The sequence below is a fragment of the Streptomyces sp. NPDC058864 genome, from assembly GCF_042742985.1.
In the GTDB taxonomy this organism is placed as follows: Bacteria; Actinomycetota; Actinomycetes; order Streptomycetales; family Streptomycetaceae; genus Actinacidiphila.
The window spans coordinates 80,436-100,405 of the sequence record NZ_JBHYMQ010000012.1; the positions used below are offsets into that span (position 1 = coordinate 80,436).

The window sequence follows — 19,970 nt, forward strand, 5'->3', positions numbered from 1 at the left end:
GTCACGGAGCGAAGGAGCGCCGATGGGGGAGCCGTCCGCCCAGACCGGTGAGCACGCGATCTCCACGCGTGGACTCACCAAGAGGTACCGCGGCGGACAGCTCGCCGTCGACGGCCTCGACCTGGCCGTCCCCCGTGGCAGCGTCTTCGGCTTCCTGGGGCCCAACGGCTCCGGGAAGACGACGACGATCCGGATGCTCATGGGGCTCATCGCCCCGACCTCCGGCACGGCGAAGGTGCTCGGTGAACCCATGCCGGGCGCCGTGCGCAGTGTCCTGCCGCGTGTGGGCGCGCTGATCGAGGGTCCCGCCCTCTACGGTTTCCTCTCCGGCCGGGACAACCTGCTGCGCTTCGACGCCGCCGATCCGACCGCCGTGCCCCGCACCCGCGGGGCGCGGGTCGACACGGCCCTGGAGAAGGTGGGACTGTCCGCCGCGGCGGGCAAGAAGGCGCGCGCCTACTCGCTCGGCATGAAGCAGCGGCTCGGTCTGGCGGCCGCGCTGCTGCGGCCCCGCGAACTGCTGGTGCTGGACGAGCCCACCAACGGCCTGGACCCCCAGGGCATGCGGGAGATCCGCTCGCTCGTCCGCGAGCTGGCGGCGGACGGCACCACGGTCTTCCTCTCCTCCCACCTCCTCGATGAGATCGAACAGGTCTGCACCCACGCGGCCGTGATGTCCCGCGGCAGGCTGATCACCCAGGGCCCGGTGGAGGCGCTGTCCTCGGCCGGGCGCCTGGTGGTCACCACCCCCGACCCCGCCGAGGCGGTGCGGGTCCTGAAGGAGCAGGGGGTCACCGGCCTGGCCGCCGACGGCGACCGGGTCACCGGGGAACTGCCGCAGGATCCCTCGGCACTCCCCGAACTCGCCGACCTCAACGCCGCACTGGTCGCCGCCGGAGTCCGCGTCCGCGGCTTCGGCGTCGAACGGGCTTCACTGGAGGACGCGTTCGTCGCGCTGACCGGAGAGGGCTTCGATGTCGCAGGCTGACACCCTGACCAGGTCGGTGTGGCCGATCCGCTCGCTCGGGCTGTTCCGCAGCGAACTGGTCACCGTGCTGCGCCGCTGGCGCACCCTCGCCCTGCTCGCCGTCCTGGCCGGGGTCCCGGTGCTCATCGGGATCGCGGTGCGGATCGAGACCGGTGACGGCGGCTCGGCCGGCGGCGGTGGCGGGGACGGCCCGGCCTTCGTCGCACTGATCACCAACAACGGTCTCTTCCTGGTCTTCGCCTCGCTCGCCGCCACGCTGCCCTTCTTCCTCCCCATGGCGATCGGTGTCGTGGCCGGTGACGCCATCGCCGGTGAGGCCAACGCGGGCACCCTGCGCTACCTGCTGGTGGCCCCCGCCGGGCGCACCCGTCTGCTGGTCTCCAAATACGCCTCCGTCCTGGCCTTCTGCCTGATCGGCACCCTCGTCGTGGCCGTCTCGGCACTGGTGACCGGCGCGCTGCTCTTCCCGCTGGGCGGCGTCACCCTGCTGTCGGGTACGACGGTCTCCTTCTCCGAGGGACTCCTGCGCGCCCTGCTGGTCGCCCTGGTCGTGACCGCCTCGCTCACCGGCATCGCCGCGCTGGGCCTGTTCATCTCCACGCTCACCAACAGCGGCATCGCGGCCATGGCCACCACCGTGGGCCTGCTGATCACCGTGCAGATCGTCGACACCATCCCCCAGCTGCACGCCGTACAGCCCTACCTCTTCCCCCACTACTGGCTGAGCTTCGCCGACCTGGTCCGCGACCCCGTCTACTGGGACGAGATGCGCAGCAACTTCCAGCTCCAGGCCCTCTACGTCGCCGTGTTCGGCTCGGCGGCCTGGGCCCGCTTCACCACCCGCGACGTCACGGCCTGACCCCCGCCGGTCAGCCGAAGAAGGTCTTCGCCCGGCCCAGCGCCGCCGTGTCCCGCAGGATGTCGCCCGGCCTGCTGCCGTAGCCCAGCAGCGCCCCGCCCCAGCGCATCCCGGCGTAGTCGGCCGTGTGGCGCAGCGTGCCCACCAGCGGGGCCGCCGTGGCCGGGTCCCGGCCGCCGTGCACGGTCACCGACCACAGGGTCTTGCCGCGCATCCGCTCCAGGAAGTCCAGCCCGGGCACCCGCATCCAGCCCGACCAGTGGTCCAGGTAGAGCTTGGTGCCGGTCGAGACGCTGTACCAGTACAGGGGGGAGACCACCACGATGTCGGTGGCCGCCAAGGTGGCCTCCAGGAGCGTCGCGGCGTGCCCCGACGGCGCGGGATAGCGGCCTTCGCCCTCGTGCCGGACGTCCTCGAAGAGCGGCAGCGGCAGGTCCTTGAGCCGCAGCCAGCGCCGGTCCACCGCGGGCGGAAGCTGCTCGGCCGCGCGCCGCGCCAGCGTCTCGGTGTTGCCGTCGGCGCGGCTGCTTCCCACCAGGAACAGGAACGACCGCTGTGAGTCCGACACCCCGTCATCTCCTTGCGTATGCATTAGTTGCGTACGCATGGAGATATTTCCACCGCCCCGCCTCCGCCGTCAAGGCGGACGCCGGAGGGCTACTCGACGTCGAACTCGTTGCCCTCCGGGTCGGCCATGGTGACCCAGGTGCCGGAGGGCTCGGCTATCCGCCGCAGCACCTTCGCGCCGAGTGCTTCCAGCCGGGCCACCTCCGCCTCCAGCCTTCCGCCGCCCGGGTGGAGGTCGATGTGCAGCCGGTTCTTCTCCGTCTTCGCCTCGGGCACCCGCTGGAAGAGGATGCGCCGCCCGAGGCCCGAGCCCTTCTCCTCGTCGTACGGGTCCTCCGGGTGGCGCACGGCGGCCAGGTCCCGCCAGGCCCGGCGGCCGGCCGCCTCGGTCAGGACCTCCTCCGTGACCGCGCCGAACCCCAGCAGCTTCTCGATCAGCACGCTGTGGTCCTCGAGCGTGTACTCCAGGGCCTCGGCCCAGAAGGCGGCCTGCCGGTGCGGATCCGCCGCGTCGATCACGAGCTTCCAGTGAACTGCCATGACCTGCCCCCTCGTTCGCGTCCCCACCGGCCCTCGGCCGGTCTGTAACCAGTTATATTGGTTACATGACGGAGCCCGCAATCGGTCTGGTCCTCCATTCATCCGAAGGAGTTGCCTACCGCTTCGATCCGGGCGCGCTCGGCCTGGAGCTGCTGCCCACCGGCGGCCCCGGCGCGTACACCCGCTGGGAAGTCCTCCACGAGCCCGCCGACCTGGCCCGCTGGGCCGTGTCGTCCCGGCTGCGCCCCGACCCCGGCGCCCTCGCCGTCTCCCCGGAGGACGTCGCCACGGCCCGCTATCTGCGCGACGCGCTCTGGCACATCGCCGGTGCCCGCGTCCACGGGGAACCGCTCCCCGCCCCGGACCTCGTCGTCCTCAACGAGGCGGCCGCCTGGCGTCCCCCGGCGCTGCGCCTCGCCCCCGACGGGGGCCGCACCTGGCGCACCCCGGTCACCGGAACGCAGGTCCTGGCGGCCGTCGCGCGGGACGCGGTGGAGCTCTTCTCCGGCCCGTACGCCGACCGCGTCCGGGAATGCTCGGCCCACGACTGCCGACTGGTCTTCGTGGACACCTCACGCCCCGGCCGGCGCCGCTGGTGCTCCATGGAGCACTGCGGCAACCGTCACAAGGTCCGTGCCCACCGCTCCCGCAGGGAGGCGTACGAGGTGCCGGAGGGCGGGCAGGGCCGGGACGGTGGGGCCTAGCCGGATCGCGGTGCCCGGACGCCGCCGCTCAGCCGGTGACGGCCCCGCGCGGCGCCGCCTCGCCGGGCACCACTGCGGCGTCGCGCACCGCGATCCGGCCGCGCCGCGCGGCGCGCAGCGCGTCCCAGGTCAGCAGGGCCAGCGCGAGCCAGACCAGGGCGAAGCCGGCCCAGCGCTCGGCCGGCATCTCCTCGTGGAACCAGAGCAGTCCGAGTCCGAACTGGAAGACCGGCGCGAGGTACTGCAGCAGCCCCAGCATGCTCAGCGGGATGCGGATGGCCGCCGCGCCGAAGCAGATCAGCGGCACCGCGGTGACGACGCCGCAGGCGGCGAGCAGGGAGGCGTGACCGGCCCCGTGCGAGGCGAAGGTGGTCTCCCCGCGGGTGCCGAGGAAGACCAGGTAGCCGAGCGCGGGCAGGAACTGGATCGCCGTCTCCGCCGCGAGCGACTCCAGGCCGCCCATGCCGACCTTCTTCTTGATGAAGCCGTACGTGGCGAAGGAGCAGGCCAGGGTCAGCGCGATCCAGGGCAGCCGCCCGTACCCCAGGGTCAGCACCAGGACGGCGGCGGCGCCGACGCCCACGGCGGCCCACTGCGCGGGCCGCAGCCGTTCGTGCAGGACGAGGACGCCGAGGGCGATGGTGACGAGCGGGTTGATGAAGTAGCCCAGCGAGGTCTCGACGACGTGACCGCTGTTGACGCCCCAGATGTACAGGCCCCAGTTCACGGATATGACGGCCGCGGCCACGGCCAGCAGTCCGAGCCTCCGCGGCTGCCGCAGCAGTTCCGGGACCCACGCCCAGCGGCGCATCACCAGCAGCACGACGGAGACGACGGCCAGCGACCAGACCATGCGGTGCGCGAGGATCTCGCCCGCGCCGGACGGCTCGAGGAGCGGCCAGTAGAGGGGGAACAGCCCCCAGAGCCCGTAGGCGGTGAATCCGTACAGCAGACCGGCACGCTGCTCGTTCACTCGTTTCCTCCCGGGGCGCTGGCCGACTGCTCGAAGGTAGCGCGCGGGGCCTTCTCCCGTCATCTGCGTATCGCATGACGGTCATGACACCTTCGCCGCAGGCCGGGAGCGGGTCCGGGGCGCGCCGCGCCGGGCGGTCCGGAAACGGGACGGGCCCCGCGGCCGGGGGATCGGCCGCGGGGCCCCGCCGTCCGGGAGGCCGTCCGGGGTCAGCCCTTGAGCGCCGCGGCGATCGTGTCCGCGAGCGGGGTGGTGGGACGTCCGATCAGCCGGGCGAGGTCGCCGCTGCCGCCCTGGAGCAGGCCGCGGGAGATGCCGGCGACGTCCACGTCGACGTAGATCGCGGCCACCTGCTCGGGCAGCCCGGCGCCGGTCAGGACCGCCAGGAAGGCGTCGGCGGGCAGGTCGGCGTAGGCCACCGGCCGGCCGGACTGGCGGGCCAGTTCGGCGGCGTACTCGGCCATCGTCCAGGCCTCGTCCCCGCTGAGCTCGTACACCGCGTTCTCGTGTCCCTCGCCGGTCAGTACGGCCGCGGCGGCGTCCGCGAAGTCCTCGCGGCTCGCGGAGCCGATGCGCCCCTCGCCCGCGCTGCCGGCGACACCGTGCTCCAGCTGGACGGCGATCTGCGCGGTGTAGTTCTCGGTGTACCAGCCGTTGCGCAGCAGCGTGTAGGTCAGCCCGGAGTCCAGCAGGGCCTGCTCGGTGACCTTGTGCTCGGCGGCAAGCTCGAAGTCGGCGGCGGGTCCGCCGAGGACGCCGGTGTACACGAGCCGCGCGACCCCCGCCTCCTTGGCGGCGCCGATCACGGCGGTGTGCTGGGCGACCCGCTGCCCGACCTCGCTGCCCGAGATCAGCAGCACCACGTCCCCCGCCCGGAAGGCGTCCTTGAGGGTCCCCGGGTCGTTGTAGTCGGCCACCCGGAGCTCCACGCCCCGCGCGGCGAGGTCCGCGGCCTTGTCCGCGTCGCGCACGACGGCCACGACCTGCTCGGCCGGGACGTCGGCCAGCAGCCGGTCCACGACCAGCCGGCCGAGCTGTCCGGTGGCTCCGGTGACGACGATGCTCATGAGGGGTTCACTCCAGTCACTGTTGTCCCCGTTGGTGTTGACCGGACTAACCCTAAGGCCGGTACTAACTTCCAGAAAGTACCCACTTCAAAGTAAGCTAGTGGCATGGACGTAAGGGAAGAGCTGACCGGCGTGCTGCAGGCGCCCCCCGACGTGAACGCGCGCAACTGTCCCTCGCGCGTGATCCTCGAGCACGTCACCAGCCGCTGGGGCGTGCTGGTGCTGGCCGCCCTGATCGACGGGACCCTGCGTTTCAGCGAGCTGCGCCGCACGGTCGGCGGGGTCAGCGAGAAAATGCTCGCCCAGACCCTGCAGACCCTGGAGCGCGACGGCTTCGTGCACCGCGAGGCGCACCCCGTCATCCCGCCGCGCGTCGAGTACTCCCTCACCCCGCTCGGCAAGGAGGCGGCCGACCAGGTCTGGGCCCTGGCCCGCTGGACCGAGGACCGCACCGAGCAGGTGATCGCGGCCCGCCGGACGTACGACGAGGCCCGGGCCTGATCGTCAGGCCCGGGCCCCGTACGGCGGCCGAAGTGGGTGCCGTGGCTCAGCCCACGACCGTCCACGTGTCGTTGCCGGCCAGCATGGCGGCGAGGTCGCCCTTGCCGTGCTGCTCGACGGCCTGCTCCAGCTGCTCGGACATCAGCACGTCGTAGACCGGCCGTTCGACGCTGCGGAACACGCCGATCGGCGTGTGGTGCAGCGTGTCGGGGTCGGCGAGTCTGGACAGGGCGAAGGCCGTCGTGGGCGTCGCCGCGTGCGCGTCGTGCACCAGGACCTCGTCCTCGTTGGACGCGTCGATCTCGACGACCTTCAGGTCACCGGTCGCCCGGTCGCGCACGACGCCCTTGGCGTTGTCCGCCCCGAAGCGGATCTGCTCCCCGTGCTCCAGCCGGATCACCGCGTTCTCGGCGGAGGTCCGGTCCTTGAGCACCTCGAAGGCGCCGTCGTTGAAGATGTTGCAGTTCTGGTAGATCTCCACGAAGGCCGTGCCCGGGTGCGCGGCGGCCGCCCGCAGCACGCTCGTGAGGTGCTTGCGGTCGGAGTCGACGGTACGGGCCACGAAGGAGGCCTCCGCGCCCAGCGCCAGCGAGACCGGGTTGAAGGGAGCGTCCAGCGAGCCCATCGGCGTCGACTTGGTGATCTTGCCGAGCTCGGAGGTCGGGCTGTACTGCCCCTTCGTCAGACCGTAGATCCGGTTGTTGAAGAGCAGGATCTTGAGGTTGACGTTGCGCCGCAGCGCGTGGATCAGGTGGTTGCCACCGATGGACAGCGCGTCGCCGTCACCCGTGACCACCCACACCGACAGATCGCGCCGCGAGGCGGCGAGCCCGGTCGCGATGGCCGGGGCGCGGCCGTGGATGGAGTGCATCCCGTAGGTGTTCATGTAGTACGGGAAGCGGGAGGAGCAGCCGATCCCCGAGACGAAGACGATGTTCTCCCGGGCCAGGCCCAGTTCGGGCATGAAGCCCTGCACCGCGGCGAGGATCGCGTAGTCACCGCAGCCGGGGCACCAGCGCACTTCCTGGTCGGACTTGAAGTCCTTCATCGACTGCTTGGCTTCGGCCTTGGGGACCAGGGACAGCGCCGGCAGCCCCGGCGTGCGGTGTTCGACGGCAGGCGCCTCAGACATCTGCGCTCTCCTCCTGGATGGCGGCAGCGAGTTGCTCGGCCTTGAAGGGCAGGCCGGTGACCTGGGTGTGCGAGCGTGCGTCGACCAGGTACCGCGCCCGCAGCAGGTGGGCGAGCTGGCCGAGGTTCATCTCCGGGACCACTACTCTCTGGTAACGCTTGAGGACTTCCCCGAGATTCCCGGGGAAGGGGTTCAGATGGCGCAGATGGGCCTGCGCGACCGCGCCCCCTGCGCCCCTGATGCGCCGTACGGCCGCCGTGATCGGCCCGTACGTCGAGCCCCAGCCGATCACCAGCGTCCGCGCCCGGCCGTCCGGGTCGTCGACGACGACGTCGGGCACCTCGATGCCGTCGATCTTGGCCTGCCGGGTGCGCACCATCAGGTCGTGGTTGGCCGGGTCGTACGAGATGTGCCCGGTGCCGTCCTGCTTCTCGATGCCGCCGATCCGGTGCTCCAGGCCCGGGGTGCCCGGCACCGCCCAGGGGCGCGCCAGGGTCTCCGGGTCGCGCAGGTACGGCCAGAACTCCTCGGTGCCGTCCTCCGCCACGTGGTTGGGCGTCGTCGCGAACTGGACCCGCAGGTCGGGCAGCTCGTCCAGCTCGGGGACCCGCCACGGCTCGGAGCCGTTGGCCAGGTAGCCGTCGGAGAGCAGCAGGACCGGGGTGCGGTAGGTCAGGGCGATGCGGGCCGCCTCCAGTGCCGCGCCGAAGCAGTCGCCCGGGGTGCACGGCGCCACGATCGGGACCGGCGCCTCGCCGTTGCGCCCGTACATCGCCTGCAGCAGGTCGGCCTGCTCGGTCTTGGTCGGCAGCCCCGTCGAGGGCCCGCCGCGCTGGATGTCGACGACCAGCAGCGGCAGCTCCAGCGACACCGCGAGGCCGATGGTCTCCGACTTCAGCGCCACGCCGGGACCGGAGGTGGTCGTGACGGCCAGCGAGCCGCCGAAGGCCGCGCCGAGCGCGGCGCCGATGCCGGCGATCTCGTCCTCGGCCTGGAAGGTGCGCACACCGAAGTTCTTGTGCTTGCTCAGCTCGTGCAGGATGTCCGAGGCCGGGGTGATCGGGTACGAGCCCAGGAAGAGCGGCAGGTCCGCCTGCCGGCTCGCGGTGACCAGGCCGTACGACAGCGCCAGGTTCCCCGAGATGTTGCGGTAGGTGCCGGCCGGGAAGGCCGCCTCGGCCGGGGCCACCTCGTAACTGACGGCGAAGTCCTCGGTCGTCTCGCCGAAGTTCCAGCCCGCGCGGAAGGCCGCCACGTTCGCCTCGGCCAGCTCGGGCTTCTTCGCGAACTTCTTGCGCAGGAAGTCCTCGGTGCCCTCGGTGGGACGGTGGTACATCCACGACAGCAGTCCGAGCGCGAACATGTTCTTGCTGCGCTCGGCCTCCTTGCGGGTCAGCGGGAATTCCTTGAGGGCCTCGACCGTCAGGGTGGTCAGCGGCACCGGGTGCACCGCGTAGGCCGACAGCGAGCCGTCCTCCAGCGGCGAGGCCGCGTAGCCGACCTTGCCCATCGCGCGGGAGGTGAACTCGTCCGTGTTGACGATGATCTCCGCGCCGCGCGGCAGGTCGCCGATGTTCGCCTTCAGCGCCGCCGGGTTCATCGCGACCAGGACGTTCGGGGCGTCACCCGGGGTGAGGATGTCGTGGTCGGCGAAGTGCAGCTGGAAGCTCGAGACGCCCGGCAGGGTGCCTGCCGGAGCGCGGATCTCGGCCGGGAAGTTCGGCAGGGTGGACAGATCGTTGCCGAACGACGCCGTTTCCGAGGTGAACCGGTCTCCCGTGAGCTGCATCCCGTCGCCGGAGTCCCCGGCGAAGCGGATCACCACCCGATCGAGCTTCCTGGTCTCCTTGGCCGGTTTCCGCTGCTCGCCCAGAACGGGACGATCGGGGGTTGTCGGGCTGCTGACCTGGCTGGTCACTGAATCGGACCTCCTTCGAGGCGGCGGCTCACGACCGGGGCCGTGACCTTGTGTCCCACGCGCCATCGTACGTGGGTAAGGGTCGCCTTCCCGGGTCTTCCCGCATCGTGAACGCCGTGCTGAGCTCCCTTTGTGCCCTGATGGGTCACGGTCACCGCCCCCCGGAGCCCGTGCCGCCTGCTTCCTCCATATGGGACGCCGTCCGGCGCCGCTCCAGTTCTGCGTCTCCGCGGGTTCCTCTGACGATACGTCAGAGGATCAGGAATTGAGGTACGTGAGCACGGCCAGGACACGCCGGTGGTCGCCCTCGCTGGGGGCCAGCCCCAGCTTGAGGAAGATGTTGCTGACGTGCTTCTCCACGGCCCCGTCGCTCACCACCAGCTGCTTGGCGATCGCGGAGTTCGTCCGGCCCTCGGCCATCAGTCCCAGCACCTCGCGCTCCCGCGGGGTGAGACCGGCCAGCACGTCCTGCTTGCGGCTGCGCCCCAGCAGCTGCGCCACCACCTCCGGGTCCAGGGCGGTACCGCCGCCGGCCACCCGTACGACCGCGTCGACGAACTCCCGCACATCGGCTACCCGGTCCTTGAGCAGATACCCGACCCCGCGGGAACTGCCGGCCAGCAGCTCGGTGGCGTACTGCTCCTCCACGTACTGCGAGAGCACCAGCACACCCAGCTGCGGGTGGTCGCGGCGCAGCCGCACCGCGGCGCGCACGCCCTCGTCGGTGTGGGTCGGCGGCATCCGCACGTCCGCCACGACCACGTCCGGCACCGCGTCCTCGGCGGCCAGCTCGCCGATCACCTTCAGCAGGGCCTCGGCGTCGCCGACCCCGGCGACGACCTCGTGCCCGCGGTCGGTCAGCAGGCGGGTCAGTCCCTCCCTCAGCAGCACCGAGTCCTCGGCGATGACCACCCGCACCCTGTCCTCCACCGCTACCGGCCCCCCCCATGTCGACGTCGACGTGTCCCTCCCCAGCATTCCAGCTTCCGGCGGCCGGCACACGGCCTCGCCGACGGGAGCGGAGCGCGGAGGAGGGACGGAGGGAGGCGCGGTCAGCGTCCTCTCGGTTCTTCCGGTCTTCCCGGTCCTGCGGTCCTGCGGTCCTGCGGTTCTGCGGTCCACCGGGCCTGGCGCCCGCGCGGGCCCCGTGGGGTCAGGTCCGCCAGGGCAGCTCGGCCGCGACGGTGGTCGGGCCGCCCGCGGGGGAGTCCACGGCGAGGACCCCGTCCACCGCCCCCAGCCGCTCGGCGAGCCCGGCCAGGCCCGAGCCGCGCGCCGTGGAGGCGCCGCCGCGCCCGTTGTCGACGACGTGGATCATCAGCCGGTCCCCGGAGCGCCACAGGTCGACCGCCGCGCGCGAGGCGCCGCTGTGCTTGCTGATGTTCTGCAGCAGCTCGGAGACGGTGAAGTACGCGATGCCCTCGATCGCCGGCACCGGCCGCCCCGGCAGGTCCACGCTCACCTCCACCGGCACGGTGCAGCGCGCCGCGAGGGCGGACAGGGCGGCGTCCAGGCCGCGGTCGGTGAGGACGGCCGGGTGGATGCCGCGGGCCAGGTCGCGCAGTTCCTGGAGGGCCAGCTTCACTTCGCCGTGCGCCTCCTCGACCATGGTGGCGGCCGCCCTCGGGTCCTCCTGCAGCTTCTCCTTGGCCAGGCCCAGGTCCATGGCGAGCGCCACGAGCCGGGCCTGGGCCCCGTCGTGCAGGTCGCGTTCGATGCGGCGCAGGTCGGCGGCGGCGGTGTCCACCACCGTGCCCCGGTCCGACTCCAGCTCCGAGACGCGGCTGGCCAGCCGGGACGGCCCCAGCAGCCCGGCGACCAGGCCCCGGTCCACGTACGCCATGCCCCGGATCAGCCAGGGCGTGACCAGGACGAGCAGCAGCCCCAGCACGGAGGTCATGGCCACCTCGAACGGCGAGTCCAGCCACCAGCCGTTGCCGTTTCCGTCGCCGTACAGCTGGAGCCCGGGCTGGTCGGTGTAGGCCGGGAAGACCCACTGCCACAGCGGGTACGTGAGGAGCCCCCAGCCGTAGGTGAAGAAGGAGATGGCCACGGAGAAGGTGAACACGCCCCACGGGAAGTGCACGAAGAAGTACAGGATGTGCCGCCAGGAGGCGCCGCTGGTCAGCTGGCCGCCGAGCCAGGACATGAAGCCCTGGCCGGGCCGCCGGCGCAGCGGCTCGGGCGCGGCCACGTCGATGCGCAGGCACTGCCGGGCCCGCTCGCGCTCCACGACGCCCAGTGCCCGGCACCCGGCCAGCATCAGGGCGAGGACGGGCAGCCCGAGGAAGGTGACCAGCAGTCCCGCACCGAGCGACAGCATCGTCACGGTGAAGACGAAGCCGATGATGCCCATCGGCAGGTTCAGCAGCAGATACAGCAGCTCGCGCCAGGTGCGGGCCTCGATCGGCGCGCGCAGCGCCGCGGGCAGCCGGTGCTCGCGCGGCTCCGGGAAACCGTATGCCATGGTCACGTCCGTCCTCTTCGTCGTCCCTCTGCGACCGCCTGGTGATGCCTCCAGCCTCGTCCTCCGGAGCCCCCGCGCCCATGGTGCGGATCGGCCTCTTGGACCTGGGGAAAACCCCACCCCCGTGGTCCGGCGGTCCGGAGCGGGGGGCCGGCGGGAGAGCCGGCGGGAGAGCCGGTGGGGGAGCCGGGGCGGCGGTCCGTCGAGGACGACGTCCCGACCGCGGGCGAACCTGTCGCCCGGCGCCACGGGAGAAGGCCGGTGCCCTCGCTGGAGGGCGCCGGCCTTCTCCCGTAAGCGGCTCAGGCGCGGTCCCGCCAGGGCAGCTCGGCCGTCACCGTCGTCGGGCCGCCGGCCGGCGAGTCGACCACCAGCAGACCGTCCACCGAGTCCAGCCGCTCGGACAGTCCGCCCAGACCGCTGCCGCCGCCCGACGTGGTCGCCCCGCCCCGGCCGTCGTCACGGACCTGGATCATCAGCCGGCCGTCCGAGCGCCACAGCTCGACGACGGCTCGGCGCGCCCCGCTGTGCTTGCTGATGTTCTGCAGCAGTTCGGAGACGGTGAAGTACGCGATGCCCTCGATGGCCGGCGCCGGCCGGTTCGCCAGGTCCACCTGGACCTGCACCGGCACCGTGCACCGGGCCGCCACCGAGGACAGGGCGGCGTCCAGGCCGCGGTCGGTGAGGACGGCCGGGTGGATGCCGCGGGCCAGGTCGCGCAGTTCCTGGAGGGCCAGCTTCACCTCGCCGTGGGCGTCGTCGACCATCCTCGCCGCCGCCTCCGGGTCCTCCTGCAGCTTCTCCTTGGCCAGGCCCAGGTCCATGGCGAGCGCCACGAGCCGGGCCTGGGCCCCGTCGTGCAGGTCGCGTTCGATGCGGCGCAGGTCGGCGGCGGCGGTGTCGACCACCGTGCCCCGGTCCGACTCCAGCTCGGCGATCCGCCGCTCCAGTTCGTCGGAGGGGGACAGCAGGCCCCGGACCATCGCGCGGTCCGCGTTGGCCAGCCCCCGGGCGATGAACGGCAGCACGGGCCACGCGACGAAGAGCGAGGTCAAGGCGATGGTGAAGGTCGCGATCCCCCACGGCAGCCGGATGAAGAAGTACAGCGCGTGCCGCCAGCCCACCGGGTCCTTCAGCGAGGTCCACAGCCAGGGGAAGAAGCCCATCCGCCCGGGACTGAGCGACCGCGGCTCGTCCACGGTCACCCCGAGCATCCCGCGCGCCCGTATCCGCTCCAGCCGCCCCAGCAGCCGGCACCCGGCCAGTCCCAGTGCCAGCAGCGGCAGACCGACCACGGTCACCGACAGCCCGACGCCGAGGTAGAGCACCACGGCGACGTAGACGAAACCCGCGATGTCCACGGGCAGGTTCGCCAGGAGATACGCGATCTCCTTCCACGTCACGGAGTCGAAGGCGAAGCGCGCCGGCGGCAGCGGGGCGGCTTCCCCGCGCTGGGAGTCGATGGTCATGACGTCAAGCCTGCCGGGGACGGGGCGGCCACCGCCATGGGGTGCGCCTGCCAGGACAAGGTGGGGTTATCCGTACCACCGGTCAGACGGGTGGTTCCGCTCCGGGGGGCAGGGCCTAGACTCCGTTCGTACGGATCGTCTAAAGATCCGCCGGGATCGCTGGACAACGCGCTTACGACGAGAAACGAGGGGCGGACGGACGTGGACTACTTCCACGGCTACTCGGTCGTCGGGCTGGTCGCGGTGCTCGGGGTGCTCTTCGTGACCGTGGCCTTCGGGGCCGGTCGCCTGCTGCGGCCCGTGGTGCCGACGCAGGAGAAGATGCTCACGTACGAGTGCGGCGTCGACCCCGTCGGCGAGGGCTGGGCGCACACCCAGATCCGCTACTACGTCTACTCGTTCCTGTACGTGATCTTCGCGGTCGACGCGATCTTCCTCTTCCCCTGGGCGACGGTGTTCGCCGCCGAGGGGTACGGCGGCACGACGCTGGTCGAGATGTTCGTCTTCCTCGGCTTCCTCGCCGTCGGTCTGCTCTACGCCTGGAAGAAGGGCGTCCTGGAATGGACGTGACCGATGTGACCGATGTGAGCACCCCCGAGTACCTGCCGGAGCCGCGCCGCCTCGGAACGCTGGCGCGCCTGGCGCCCGAGCCGATGAAGGTGGTCCTGAACTGGGGCCGCCGCTACAGCCTGTGGGTCTTCAACTTCGGGCTCGCCTGCTGCGCCATCGAGTTCATCGCCGCGTCCATGGCCCGGCACGACTTCATCCGGCTCGGCGTGATCCCCTTCGCGCCCGGCCCGCGCCAGGCCGACCTCATGGTCGTCTCGGGCACCGTCACCGACAAGATGGCCCCGGCCGTCAAGCGTCTGTACGAGCAGATGCCCGAGCCGAAGTACGTCATCTCCTTCGGCGCCTGCTCCAACTGCGGTGGCCCCTACTGGGACTCGTACTCCGTGACCAAGGGCGTCGACCAGATCATCCCCGTCGACGTCTACGTGCCCGGCTGCCCGCCGCGGCCGGAGGCGCTGCTGCAGGGCATCCTCAAGCTCCAGGAGAAGATCGCCCGCGAGTCGCTCGGCGAGCGCTACGGCGACGGGGGCACCCCGCGCGCGTCCACCGCGGCGCTGCGCAGCGGCCTCGTCCAGGCCCCGCCGCCGCCCGGAGAGGCCGCGAAGTGAGCACGCCCTTCGACCGGCTGCCCGAGCCGGACGCCGTCGCCGAGGTCTTCGGCGCGGAGGCCACGGCGGAGGAGACGTACGGCCTGCTGACCGTCGACGTGCCCGCCGCCTCCTGGACGGACGCCCTGCGCGCCGCCCGGGACACCCTCGGCTGCACCTTCTTCGACTGGCTCAGCGCCGTCGACGAGGGCGGCGCCGGCTTCCGCGTCTGCGCCCACGTCGTGGCCCCCGCGGTCGGCTCCGTGCGGCGCCTGATGATCCGTACGACCGTCCCGCACGAGGCACCGGCCCTGCCGACCGCCGTGGGCGTCTACGCGGGCGCCGCCTGGCACGAGCGCGAGACGCACGAGATGTTCGGCGTCGACTTCACCGGGCACCCGCACCTGGTGCCGCTGCTGCTGCCCGACGGCTTCGAAGGGCACCCGCTGCGCAAGGACTTCGTCCTGGCGGCACGGGTCGCGAAGGCGTGGCCGGGCGCGAAGGAGCCGGGGGAGTCCGATCACGGCGGCCCCAAGCGGCGTCAGATGCTGCCGCCGGGCGTGCCCGACCCCAACGACTGGGGCCCGATGAAGGGCCAGCTCCCGCCCGCCCCCGCGCGCCCCGCCCGTACGCCGCGCGCGGCCGGTGCCGCTGGTGCCGCCGGTGCGGGCGCCGCGGAGCGCCCCGCCCGGCGCAGCCGCAGCGTCACCGAGGGCTCCGCGAGCCAGAGCGCCGCCGAGGCCCCCGCCGCCCCGCGCCGCACCCGCTCGGCGGGCGACGGCTCCGTCAGCCAGGCCGCCACCGCCGGTACTGCCGCCACCGCCGGGACCCCGGCGGGCTCCGCGGCACCGGCGGAGCCCCGCAAACGCACCCCGGACGCTCCCTGGGAGGTCCCCCGCGACACGGCCGCCACCGGTCCGGCGCCGGAAGCGGTCGCGCAGGCACCCGTCACCCCCGAGGCGAAGCCGGCGGGGGAGCCCGCGAAACCGGACACGGAATCCACGGCGGAATCCGCGGCGGGATCCGCGGCCGGCGCCGACGGCGACCGGCTTCCCGTGGAGGAAGCGGCACCGGCCGGCGGCAGGGAGGACGAACCCGCGCGGCCCGCGCCGGGCGGCGACGACGCCCGGACCCCTGACCACGACGACGCAGAAGGAGGCAGCACACCGTGAGCGACGCCCTCGAAGTGATCCTCCGGCTGCTCGCCGTGCTCGTCGCCTTCCTCGTCCTGCCCCTGGTCGTCGGCCAGACCGAGCACAAGGTCATGGCCCACATGCAGGGCCGCCTCGGACCCATGTACGCCGGCGGCTTCCACGGCTGGGCCCAGCTCGTCGCCGACGGCGTGAAGTTCGCGCAGAAGGAGGACGTGGTCCCGGCCGACGCGGACCGGAAGATCTTCCAACTCGCGCCCGCCGTCGCGCTGCTGCCCTACCTCCTGGTCCTCATCGCGATCCCGGTGGGGCCCGGCGGTTTCGTCGGCCAGGACATCGACGCGGGCCTGTTCTTCGTGCTCGCCGTGATGGGCGTCGGCGTGCTCGGCTCGCTCATGGCCGGCTGGGCCTCCGCCAACAAGTTCTCCCTTCTCGGCGGTCTGCGCACCGCCGCGCAGCTGATGTCGTACGAGCTGCCGATGCTTCTCGCCGCCGCGTCCGTCGCCATGGCGGCCGGGACGCTCTCGCTGCCCGGCATCGTCGACGCGTACGCCTGGTGGTGGACGCCGTGGCAGCTGATCGGCGCCGTCGTGTTCTTCACCGCCGGCCTCGCCGAGCTGCAGCGCCCGCCGTTCGACATGCCCGTCGCGGACTCCGAGATCATCTTCGGCGCCTACACCGAGTACACGGGCCTGCGCTTCGCCCTGTTCCTGCTCGCCGAGTACGCCGGCATCGTCGTGCTGTGCGGGCTGACCACCGTCCTCTTCCTCGGCGGCTGGCACGGCCCCTGGTCCGGCAGCCTCGGCTGGCTGTGGACGCTGCTCAAGACCGCGGCCCTGGCCTTCGTCGTCATCTGGCTCCGGGTCACCTACCCCCGGCTGCGTGAGGACCAGCTGCAGAGGTTCGCCTGGACCGTCCTCATCCCGCTCGCCCTGGCCCAGATCGCGCTCACCGGCGTGGTGAAGGTGGTGATCTCCTGATGGGCATCCCCGGTTCCGGCCTGGCCAAGGGCCTCGCCGTCACCCTGCGCACGATGACCCGGCGCTCGCACACCGCGCAGTACCCCGAGGTGCAGCCCGACCTGCCGCCGCGCACCCGCGGAGTGATCGCGCTGTTCGAGGAGAACTGCACGGTCTGCATGCTCTGCGCGCGCGAGTGCCCCGACTGGTGCATCTACATCGACTCCCACAAGGAGACGGTGCCCGCCGTCACCCCCGGCGGCCGCGAGCGCAGCCGCAACGTGCTGGACCGCTTCGCCATCGACTTCTCGCTCTGCATGTACTGCGGCATCTGCATCGAGGTGTGCCCCTTCGACGCCCTGTTCTGGTCGCCGGAGTTCGAGTACGCCGAGACCGACATCCTCGAACTCACCCACGAGCGCGACAAGCTGCGCGAGTGGATGTGGACGGTGCCGGCCCCGCCGCCGCTCGACCCGGCGGCCGAGGAGCCCAAGGAGCTCGCCGCCGCCCGCAAGGCCGCGGAGAAGGCGGCCGCCGCTGCCGCCGCCACCGGGGCCGAGCGCGAGCAGCCGGGGGGCGACGCGTGAACGCCGCCGCCGCCCACCCCGGCTTCCTGTCCCCGACCGGGGTCGAGATCGTCTTCGTCCTCGTCGGCGTCGCGACCCTGGCCGCCGCCGTCGTCAGCGTCACCACCAAGCAACTGGTGCACGCGGCCCTGTGGCTGGTCGTCGCGCTCGGCGGCGTCGCCGTGGAATACCTCCTCCTCACCGCCGAGTTCATCGCCTGGGTGCAGGTGCTGATCTACGTCGGGTCCGTCGTCGTGCTCGTGCTGTTCGGGCTGATGCTCACCAGGGCGCCCATCGGCCGCTCCCCGGACGCCGATTCGGGCAACCGGATCGCGGCGCTGGCCGTGGCCGCCGCCGCCGCGGGCACGCTGGTGTGGGTCGTGGTGGACGCCTTCCGGGCCACCTGGATCGACGTGGACGGCGCCGCGCAGGGCTCCACCAAGGTCACCGGCCAGATCCTCTTCCGGCACTGGGTACTGCCGTTCGAGGCGCTGTCCGTACTCCTGCTCGCCGCGCTCGTCGGTGCGATCGTCCTGTCCCGCAAGCAGTCCCGTCAGCAGCCGGGGGAGCGCTGATGCATCTCGCCTATCCCGCCGTCCTCGCCGCCCTCCTGTTCTCCGTCGGCCTGTACGGCGTCCTCGCCCGGCGCAACGCGATCCTCGTCCTGATGTCGGTCGAGTTGATGCTGAACGCGGTCAACCTCAACCTGGTCGCCTTCGACGTCTGGCTCCGCGACACCCTCCACGCCGGGCAGGCCCTGACGCTGTTCGTCATCGTCATCGCCGCCGCCGAGATCGGCATCGGCCTCGCCATCGTGCTGCTCGTGTACCGCAACCGGGGCAGCTCGGACGTGGACCGCCTCACCGACCTGGCCGAGCACGAACCGCACGACCCGCAGGGCGAAGGGGACGGGCCCTCCGCACCCGAAGAGAAGGCCGAGGCCGCAGCGTGACCCTGACGACCCTCGCCGTCCTCGTCCCCCTCCTCCCGTTCCTCGGCGCCGTCGGCGGTCTGCTGCTCGGCCGCACCGCCCCCGGCTTCGTCCGGCCGCTGGCCGTGCTGCCCACCGCGACCGCCTTCGTGCTGGCCGTCGTCGTCGCCGTACGGCAGGGCAGCGGCCCGGCCACCGACGCCGCGACCCGGCTCACGCCGACCGGATCGGTGCCCGTCGACCTCGCCCTGCACCTCGACGGCTTCGCGGTGCTCATCGCCGTCCTCGTCGGCCTGGTCGCCACCTGCGTGCAGCTGTACTCCACGGCCTACCTGCGCCACGACCCGCGCTACGCCTCCTACTCCGCCCTCGTCTCCCTCTTCACCGCCGCCATGTTCCTGGTCGTCTACACCGGCGACCTGATGGTGCTGCTGGTCGGCTGGGAGATCATGGGCATCTGCTCGTACTTCCTGGTCGGCCACTACTGGGAGACCGAGGTCGCCCGGGCCGCCTCCCTCAAGGCCTTCCTCGTCACCAAGCTCGGTGACGTCCCCTTCCTGATCGGCGTCTTCGCGCTCGCCGCCGACGCCGGGACCTTCCGGATCAACGGCATCCTCACCGCCGCCACCCACGGCGGGATCGCGCACCCGACCGTCGTCGGCCTGCTGCTGCTCGCCGGCGTCGCCGGCAAGTCGGCGCAGTTCCCGCTGCACACCTGGCTGCCCGACGCGATGGCCGGCCCCACCCCGGTGTCCGCGCTGATCCACGCCGCCACCATGGTCGCGGCCGGCATCTACCTCGTCGCCCGGCTGCTGCCGGTCTTCGAGGCCTCCACCGTCACCCTCGCGGTGCTCGGCGTGCTGGCCGCCGTCACCATGATCGGCTCCGGTCTGGCCGCGCTCGCCCAGGACGACATCAAACGCGTGCTCGCCTACTCGACGATCGGCCAGCTCGGCTACATGGCCGCCGCCCTCGCCGTCGGCGACCGCAGCGCCGCCGTGTTCCACCTCGTCTCGCACGGTGCCTTCAAAGCCCTCCTCTTCCTCGCCGCCGGCGTCGTCATCCACGCCGCCGGCACCAACTCGCTGGCCGCGATGTCGCGCATGGGCGACCTCGGCAAGCGCGCCCCCGACGCCATGTGGACGATGGGCATCGCGCTGGCCGCCCTGGCCGCCATCCCGCCCTTCTCCGGCTTCTTCTCCAAGGAGTCGGTGCTGCGGGCGGCCGAGCACGCCGCCTCCGGCCACGCCGAGGGGGTACCGGCGGCCGTCGGCTGGCTCGTCCTGGTCGCCGCGCTGATCACCGCCGTGCTCACCGCGGGCTACGCCACGCGTCTGTTCCTCCTCGCCTTCCGCGGCCAGGGCGCCACAACCCCCGAGGCCCACGGCAGGGAACCGGCCGTCATGACCGTCGTGCTGTGGGTGCTGGCCGTCCCGACCCTCGCCTTCGGTGCCGTCGCCCTCGTACCCTCGCTCCTCGACCTCCCCGCCTGGCTCGACGGCAACGCCCTCGCCCCGACCCTGGTCACCTCGATCCTCGGCGTCGGCCTCGCCGTCGTCGGCATCCTCGCGACCTACGGCGCCTGGCAGGCGGCCGCCTCCCGCCGCGGCACCCCGCTCGGCGCGGTCGTCACCGCCGAGGCCGCGGAGGAGGAGCCCGCGCTCACCGAGGCCGCGGCGCTGCAGACCCACGAGCAGGTCTACGGGGACGTCGCCGCCGCCCAGGACCCCGCCGACCCCGGACGCCTGCTGCTCGGCCCGCTCTTCGGGCCCGCCTCGCACGGCTTCCGCCTCGACGCCCTGTACGCGGCGCTCTTCGTCCGCCCCGTGCTCGCCGCCTCCGGCCTCGTCCGCTTCCTCGACCGCGAGGTCGTCGAGACGTACGTCCGCGGCGCGGGCGGACTGCCCCGGCTGCTCGGCGCGCTCGTGCGCCGGACCCAGACGGGCAACGTGCAGACCTATATCAGCGTGCTGCTGGCCGGCTCCGTGATACTCGCCGTCCTCGTCGCCGTCGGAGCGTGA

At 72.4% G+C, this 19,970-nt stretch carries 21 protein-coding genes; 12 read left to right on the top strand and 9 right to left on the bottom strand.

Going from position 1 to position 19,970, the window contains the following annotated elements:
* Positions 1-22: 22 nt before the first annotated feature.
* Together ACFW3D_RS12235 and ACFW3D_RS12240 are read left to right on the top strand one after the other, a co-directional pair.
* On the top strand, positions 23-988 hold the full coding sequence (locus ACFW3D_RS12235) for an ABC transporter ATP-binding protein (protein ID WP_500504006.1): 966 nt from the start codon (positions 23-25) through the stop codon (positions 986-988).
* Positions 975-1,847: an ABC transporter permease gene (locus ACFW3D_RS12240; protein ID WP_500504007.1), complete on the top strand. Its 873-nt coding sequence runs from the start codon at positions 975-977 to the stop codon at positions 1,845-1,847. The genes ACFW3D_RS12235 and ACFW3D_RS12240 overlap by 14 nt, the downstream gene beginning before the upstream one ends.
* A 10-nt stretch (positions 1,848-1,857) precedes the next feature.
* Here ACFW3D_RS12240 and ACFW3D_RS12245 read toward each other — a convergent pair whose 3' ends face one another.
* A complete protein-coding gene (locus ACFW3D_RS12245; RefSeq protein ID WP_500504092.1) occupies positions 1,858-2,439 on the bottom strand; it encodes a flavodoxin family protein in 582 nt (193 codons plus the stop codon).
* 65 nt (positions 2,440-2,504) lie between these two features.
* Positions 2,505-2,954 (bottom strand): VOC family protein, encoded by a 450-nt coding sequence (locus ACFW3D_RS12250; RefSeq protein WP_500504008.1) that lies wholly within the window; start codon positions 2,952-2,954, stop codon positions 2,505-2,507.
* A gap of 65 nt (positions 2,955-3,019) precedes the next feature.
* Here ACFW3D_RS12250 and ACFW3D_RS12255 point away from each other — a divergent pair, with 65 nt between their 5' ends.
* A complete protein-coding gene (locus ACFW3D_RS12255; protein WP_500504009.1) occupies positions 3,020-3,658 on the top strand; it encodes a CGNR zinc finger domain-containing protein in 639 nt (212 codons plus the stop codon).
* A 28-nt stretch (positions 3,659-3,686) separates the two neighbouring features.
* On the opposite strand, the gene rarD is transcribed toward ACFW3D_RS12255, so the two are convergent.
* Positions 3,687-4,694 (bottom strand): EamA family transporter RarD, encoded by a 1,008-nt coding sequence (gene rarD, locus ACFW3D_RS12260; RefSeq protein ID WP_500504010.1) that lies wholly within the window; start codon positions 4,692-4,694, stop codon positions 3,687-3,689.
* Between the two features lie 146 nt (positions 4,695-4,840).
* Entirely contained in the window at positions 4,841-5,698 is an 858-nt protein-coding gene (locus tag ACFW3D_RS12265) for an SDR family oxidoreductase (RefSeq protein ID WP_500504011.1), read from the bottom strand.
* A 105-nt stretch (positions 5,699-5,803) separates the two neighbouring features.
* Here ACFW3D_RS12265 and ACFW3D_RS12270 point away from each other — a divergent pair, with 105 nt between their 5' ends.
* Positions 5,804-6,199 (top strand): winged helix-turn-helix transcriptional regulator, encoded by a 396-nt coding sequence (locus tag ACFW3D_RS12270; RefSeq protein ID WP_500504012.1) that lies wholly within the window; start codon positions 5,804-5,806, stop codon positions 6,197-6,199.
* A 46-nt stretch (positions 6,200-6,245) separates the two neighbouring features.
* On the opposite strand, the gene ACFW3D_RS12275 is transcribed toward ACFW3D_RS12270, so the two are convergent.
* The 5 genes from ACFW3D_RS12275 to ACFW3D_RS12295 form a co-directional block, all read right to left on the bottom strand.
* Entirely contained in the window at positions 6,246-7,331 is a 1,086-nt protein-coding gene (locus ACFW3D_RS12275; protein ID WP_500504013.1) for a 2-oxoacid:ferredoxin oxidoreductase subunit beta, read from the bottom strand.
* Positions 7,324-9,249 carry a 2-oxoacid:acceptor oxidoreductase subunit alpha gene (locus tag ACFW3D_RS12280; protein WP_500504014.1) on the bottom strand — a complete coding sequence of 642 codons (1,926 nt, stop codon included), beginning with the start codon at positions 9,247-9,249 and terminating at the stop codon, positions 7,324-7,326. Before ACFW3D_RS12280 ends, ACFW3D_RS12275 begins: the two co-directional genes overlap by 8 nt.
* A gap of 258 nt (positions 9,250-9,507) precedes the next feature.
* Entirely contained in the window at positions 9,508-10,167 is a 660-nt protein-coding gene (locus tag ACFW3D_RS12285; RefSeq protein ID WP_500504093.1) for a response regulator, read from the bottom strand.
* 235 nt (positions 10,168-10,402) lie between these two features.
* Positions 10,403-11,716, bottom strand: a complete 1,314-nt coding sequence (locus ACFW3D_RS12290) for a sensor histidine kinase (RefSeq protein ID WP_500504094.1) — start codon at positions 11,714-11,716, stop codon at positions 10,403-10,405.
* A gap of 302 nt (positions 11,717-12,018) precedes the next feature.
* A complete protein-coding gene (locus tag ACFW3D_RS12295) occupies positions 12,019-13,185 on the bottom strand; it encodes a sensor histidine kinase (protein ID WP_500504015.1) in 1,167 nt (388 codons plus the stop codon).
* 201 nt (positions 13,186-13,386) lie between these two features.
* Between ACFW3D_RS12295 and ACFW3D_RS12300 the strand changes: the two genes are divergently transcribed.
* From ACFW3D_RS12300 to ACFW3D_RS12335, 8 genes are read left to right on the top strand one after another with little or no spacing between them, the layout of a single operon-like run.
* A complete protein-coding gene (locus tag ACFW3D_RS12300) occupies positions 13,387-13,755 on the top strand; it encodes an NADH-quinone oxidoreductase subunit A (RefSeq protein ID WP_018558821.1) in 369 nt (122 codons plus the stop codon).
* The gene (locus ACFW3D_RS12305) at positions 13,746-14,363 is read left to right on the top strand and encodes an NADH-quinone oxidoreductase subunit B (RefSeq protein WP_089226397.1); all 618 of its coding nucleotides are present in this window, start codon (positions 13,746-13,748) and stop codon (positions 14,361-14,363) included. Before ACFW3D_RS12300 ends, ACFW3D_RS12305 begins: the two co-directional genes overlap by 10 nt.
* A complete protein-coding gene (locus tag ACFW3D_RS12310; protein ID WP_500504016.1) occupies positions 14,360-15,514 on the top strand; it encodes an NADH-quinone oxidoreductase subunit C in 1,155 nt (384 codons plus the stop codon). The genes ACFW3D_RS12305 and ACFW3D_RS12310 overlap by 4 nt, the downstream gene beginning before the upstream one ends.
* A complete protein-coding gene (nuoH, locus tag ACFW3D_RS12315) occupies positions 15,511-16,473 on the top strand; it encodes an NADH-quinone oxidoreductase subunit NuoH (RefSeq protein WP_500504017.1) in 963 nt (320 codons plus the stop codon). The genes ACFW3D_RS12310 and nuoH overlap by 4 nt, the downstream gene beginning before the upstream one ends.
* The gene (locus ACFW3D_RS12320) at positions 16,473-17,039 is read left to right on the top strand and encodes a NuoI/complex I 23 kDa subunit family protein (RefSeq protein WP_500504018.1); all 567 of its coding nucleotides are present in this window, start codon (positions 16,473-16,475) and stop codon (positions 17,037-17,039) included. Before nuoH ends, ACFW3D_RS12320 begins: the two co-directional genes overlap by 1 nt.
* On the top strand, positions 17,036-17,593 hold the full coding sequence (locus tag ACFW3D_RS12325) for an NADH-quinone oxidoreductase subunit J family protein (RefSeq protein WP_500504020.1): 558 nt from the start codon (positions 17,036-17,038) through the stop codon (positions 17,591-17,593). Before ACFW3D_RS12320 ends, ACFW3D_RS12325 begins: the two co-directional genes overlap by 4 nt.
* Positions 17,593-17,970, top strand: a complete 378-nt coding sequence (gene nuoK, locus ACFW3D_RS12330; protein ID WP_500504021.1) for an NADH-quinone oxidoreductase subunit NuoK — start codon at positions 17,593-17,595, stop codon at positions 17,968-17,970. Before ACFW3D_RS12325 ends, nuoK begins: the two co-directional genes overlap by 1 nt.
* Positions 17,967-19,970 (top strand): NADH-quinone oxidoreductase subunit 5 family protein, encoded by a 2,004-nt coding sequence (locus ACFW3D_RS12335; RefSeq protein ID WP_500504023.1) that lies wholly within the window; start codon positions 17,967-17,969, stop codon positions 19,968-19,970. Before nuoK ends, ACFW3D_RS12335 begins: the two co-directional genes overlap by 4 nt.

Excerpts from the sequence above, each read along its gene's own strand:
- ACFW3D_RS12235 (WP_500504006.1), top strand. The coding sequence starts at position 23 with ATGGGGGAGCCGTCCGCCCAGACCGGTGAGCACGCGATCTCCACGCGT.
- rarD (WP_500504010.1), bottom strand. The coding sequence starts at position 4,694 with ATGACGGGAGAAGGCCCCGCGCGCTACCTTCGAGCAGTCGGCCAGCGC.
- nuoK (WP_500504021.1), top strand. The coding sequence starts at position 17,593 with ATGCATCTCGCCTATCCCGCCGTCCTCGCCGCCCTCCTGTTCTCCGTC.
- ACFW3D_RS12250 (WP_500504008.1), bottom strand. The coding sequence starts at position 2,954 with ATGGCAGTTCACTGGAAGCTCGTGATCGACGCGGCGGATCCGCACCGG.
- ACFW3D_RS12270 (WP_500504012.1), top strand. The coding sequence starts at position 5,804 with ATGGACGTAAGGGAAGAGCTGACCGGCGTGCTGCAGGCGCCCCCCGAC.
- ACFW3D_RS12275 (WP_500504013.1), bottom strand. The coding sequence starts at position 7,331 with ATGTCTGAGGCGCCTGCCGTCGAACACCGCACGCCGGGGCTGCCGGCG.
- ACFW3D_RS12305 (WP_089226397.1), top strand. The coding sequence starts at position 13,746 with ATGGACGTGACCGATGTGACCGATGTGAGCACCCCCGAGTACCTGCCG.
- ACFW3D_RS12290 (WP_500504094.1), bottom strand. The coding sequence starts at position 11,716 with ATGGCATACGGTTTCCCGGAGCCGCGCGAGCACCGGCTGCCCGCGGCG.
- ACFW3D_RS12255 (WP_500504009.1), top strand. The coding sequence starts at position 3,020 with ATGACGGAGCCCGCAATCGGTCTGGTCCTCCATTCATCCGAAGGAGTT.
- ACFW3D_RS12265 (WP_500504011.1), bottom strand. The coding sequence starts at position 5,698 with ATGAGCATCGTCGTCACCGGAGCCACCGGACAGCTCGGCCGGCTGGTC.
- ACFW3D_RS12320 (WP_500504018.1), top strand. The coding sequence starts at position 16,473 with ATGGGCATCCCCGGTTCCGGCCTGGCCAAGGGCCTCGCCGTCACCCTG.
- ACFW3D_RS12245 (WP_500504092.1), bottom strand. The coding sequence starts at position 2,439 with ATGCATACGCAAGGAGATGACGGGGTGTCGGACTCACAGCGGTCGTTC.
- ACFW3D_RS12295 (WP_500504015.1), bottom strand. The coding sequence starts at position 13,185 with ATGACCATCGACTCCCAGCGCGGGGAAGCCGCCCCGCTGCCGCCGGCG.
- ACFW3D_RS12240 (WP_500504007.1), top strand. The coding sequence starts at position 975 with ATGTCGCAGGCTGACACCCTGACCAGGTCGGTGTGGCCGATCCGCTCG.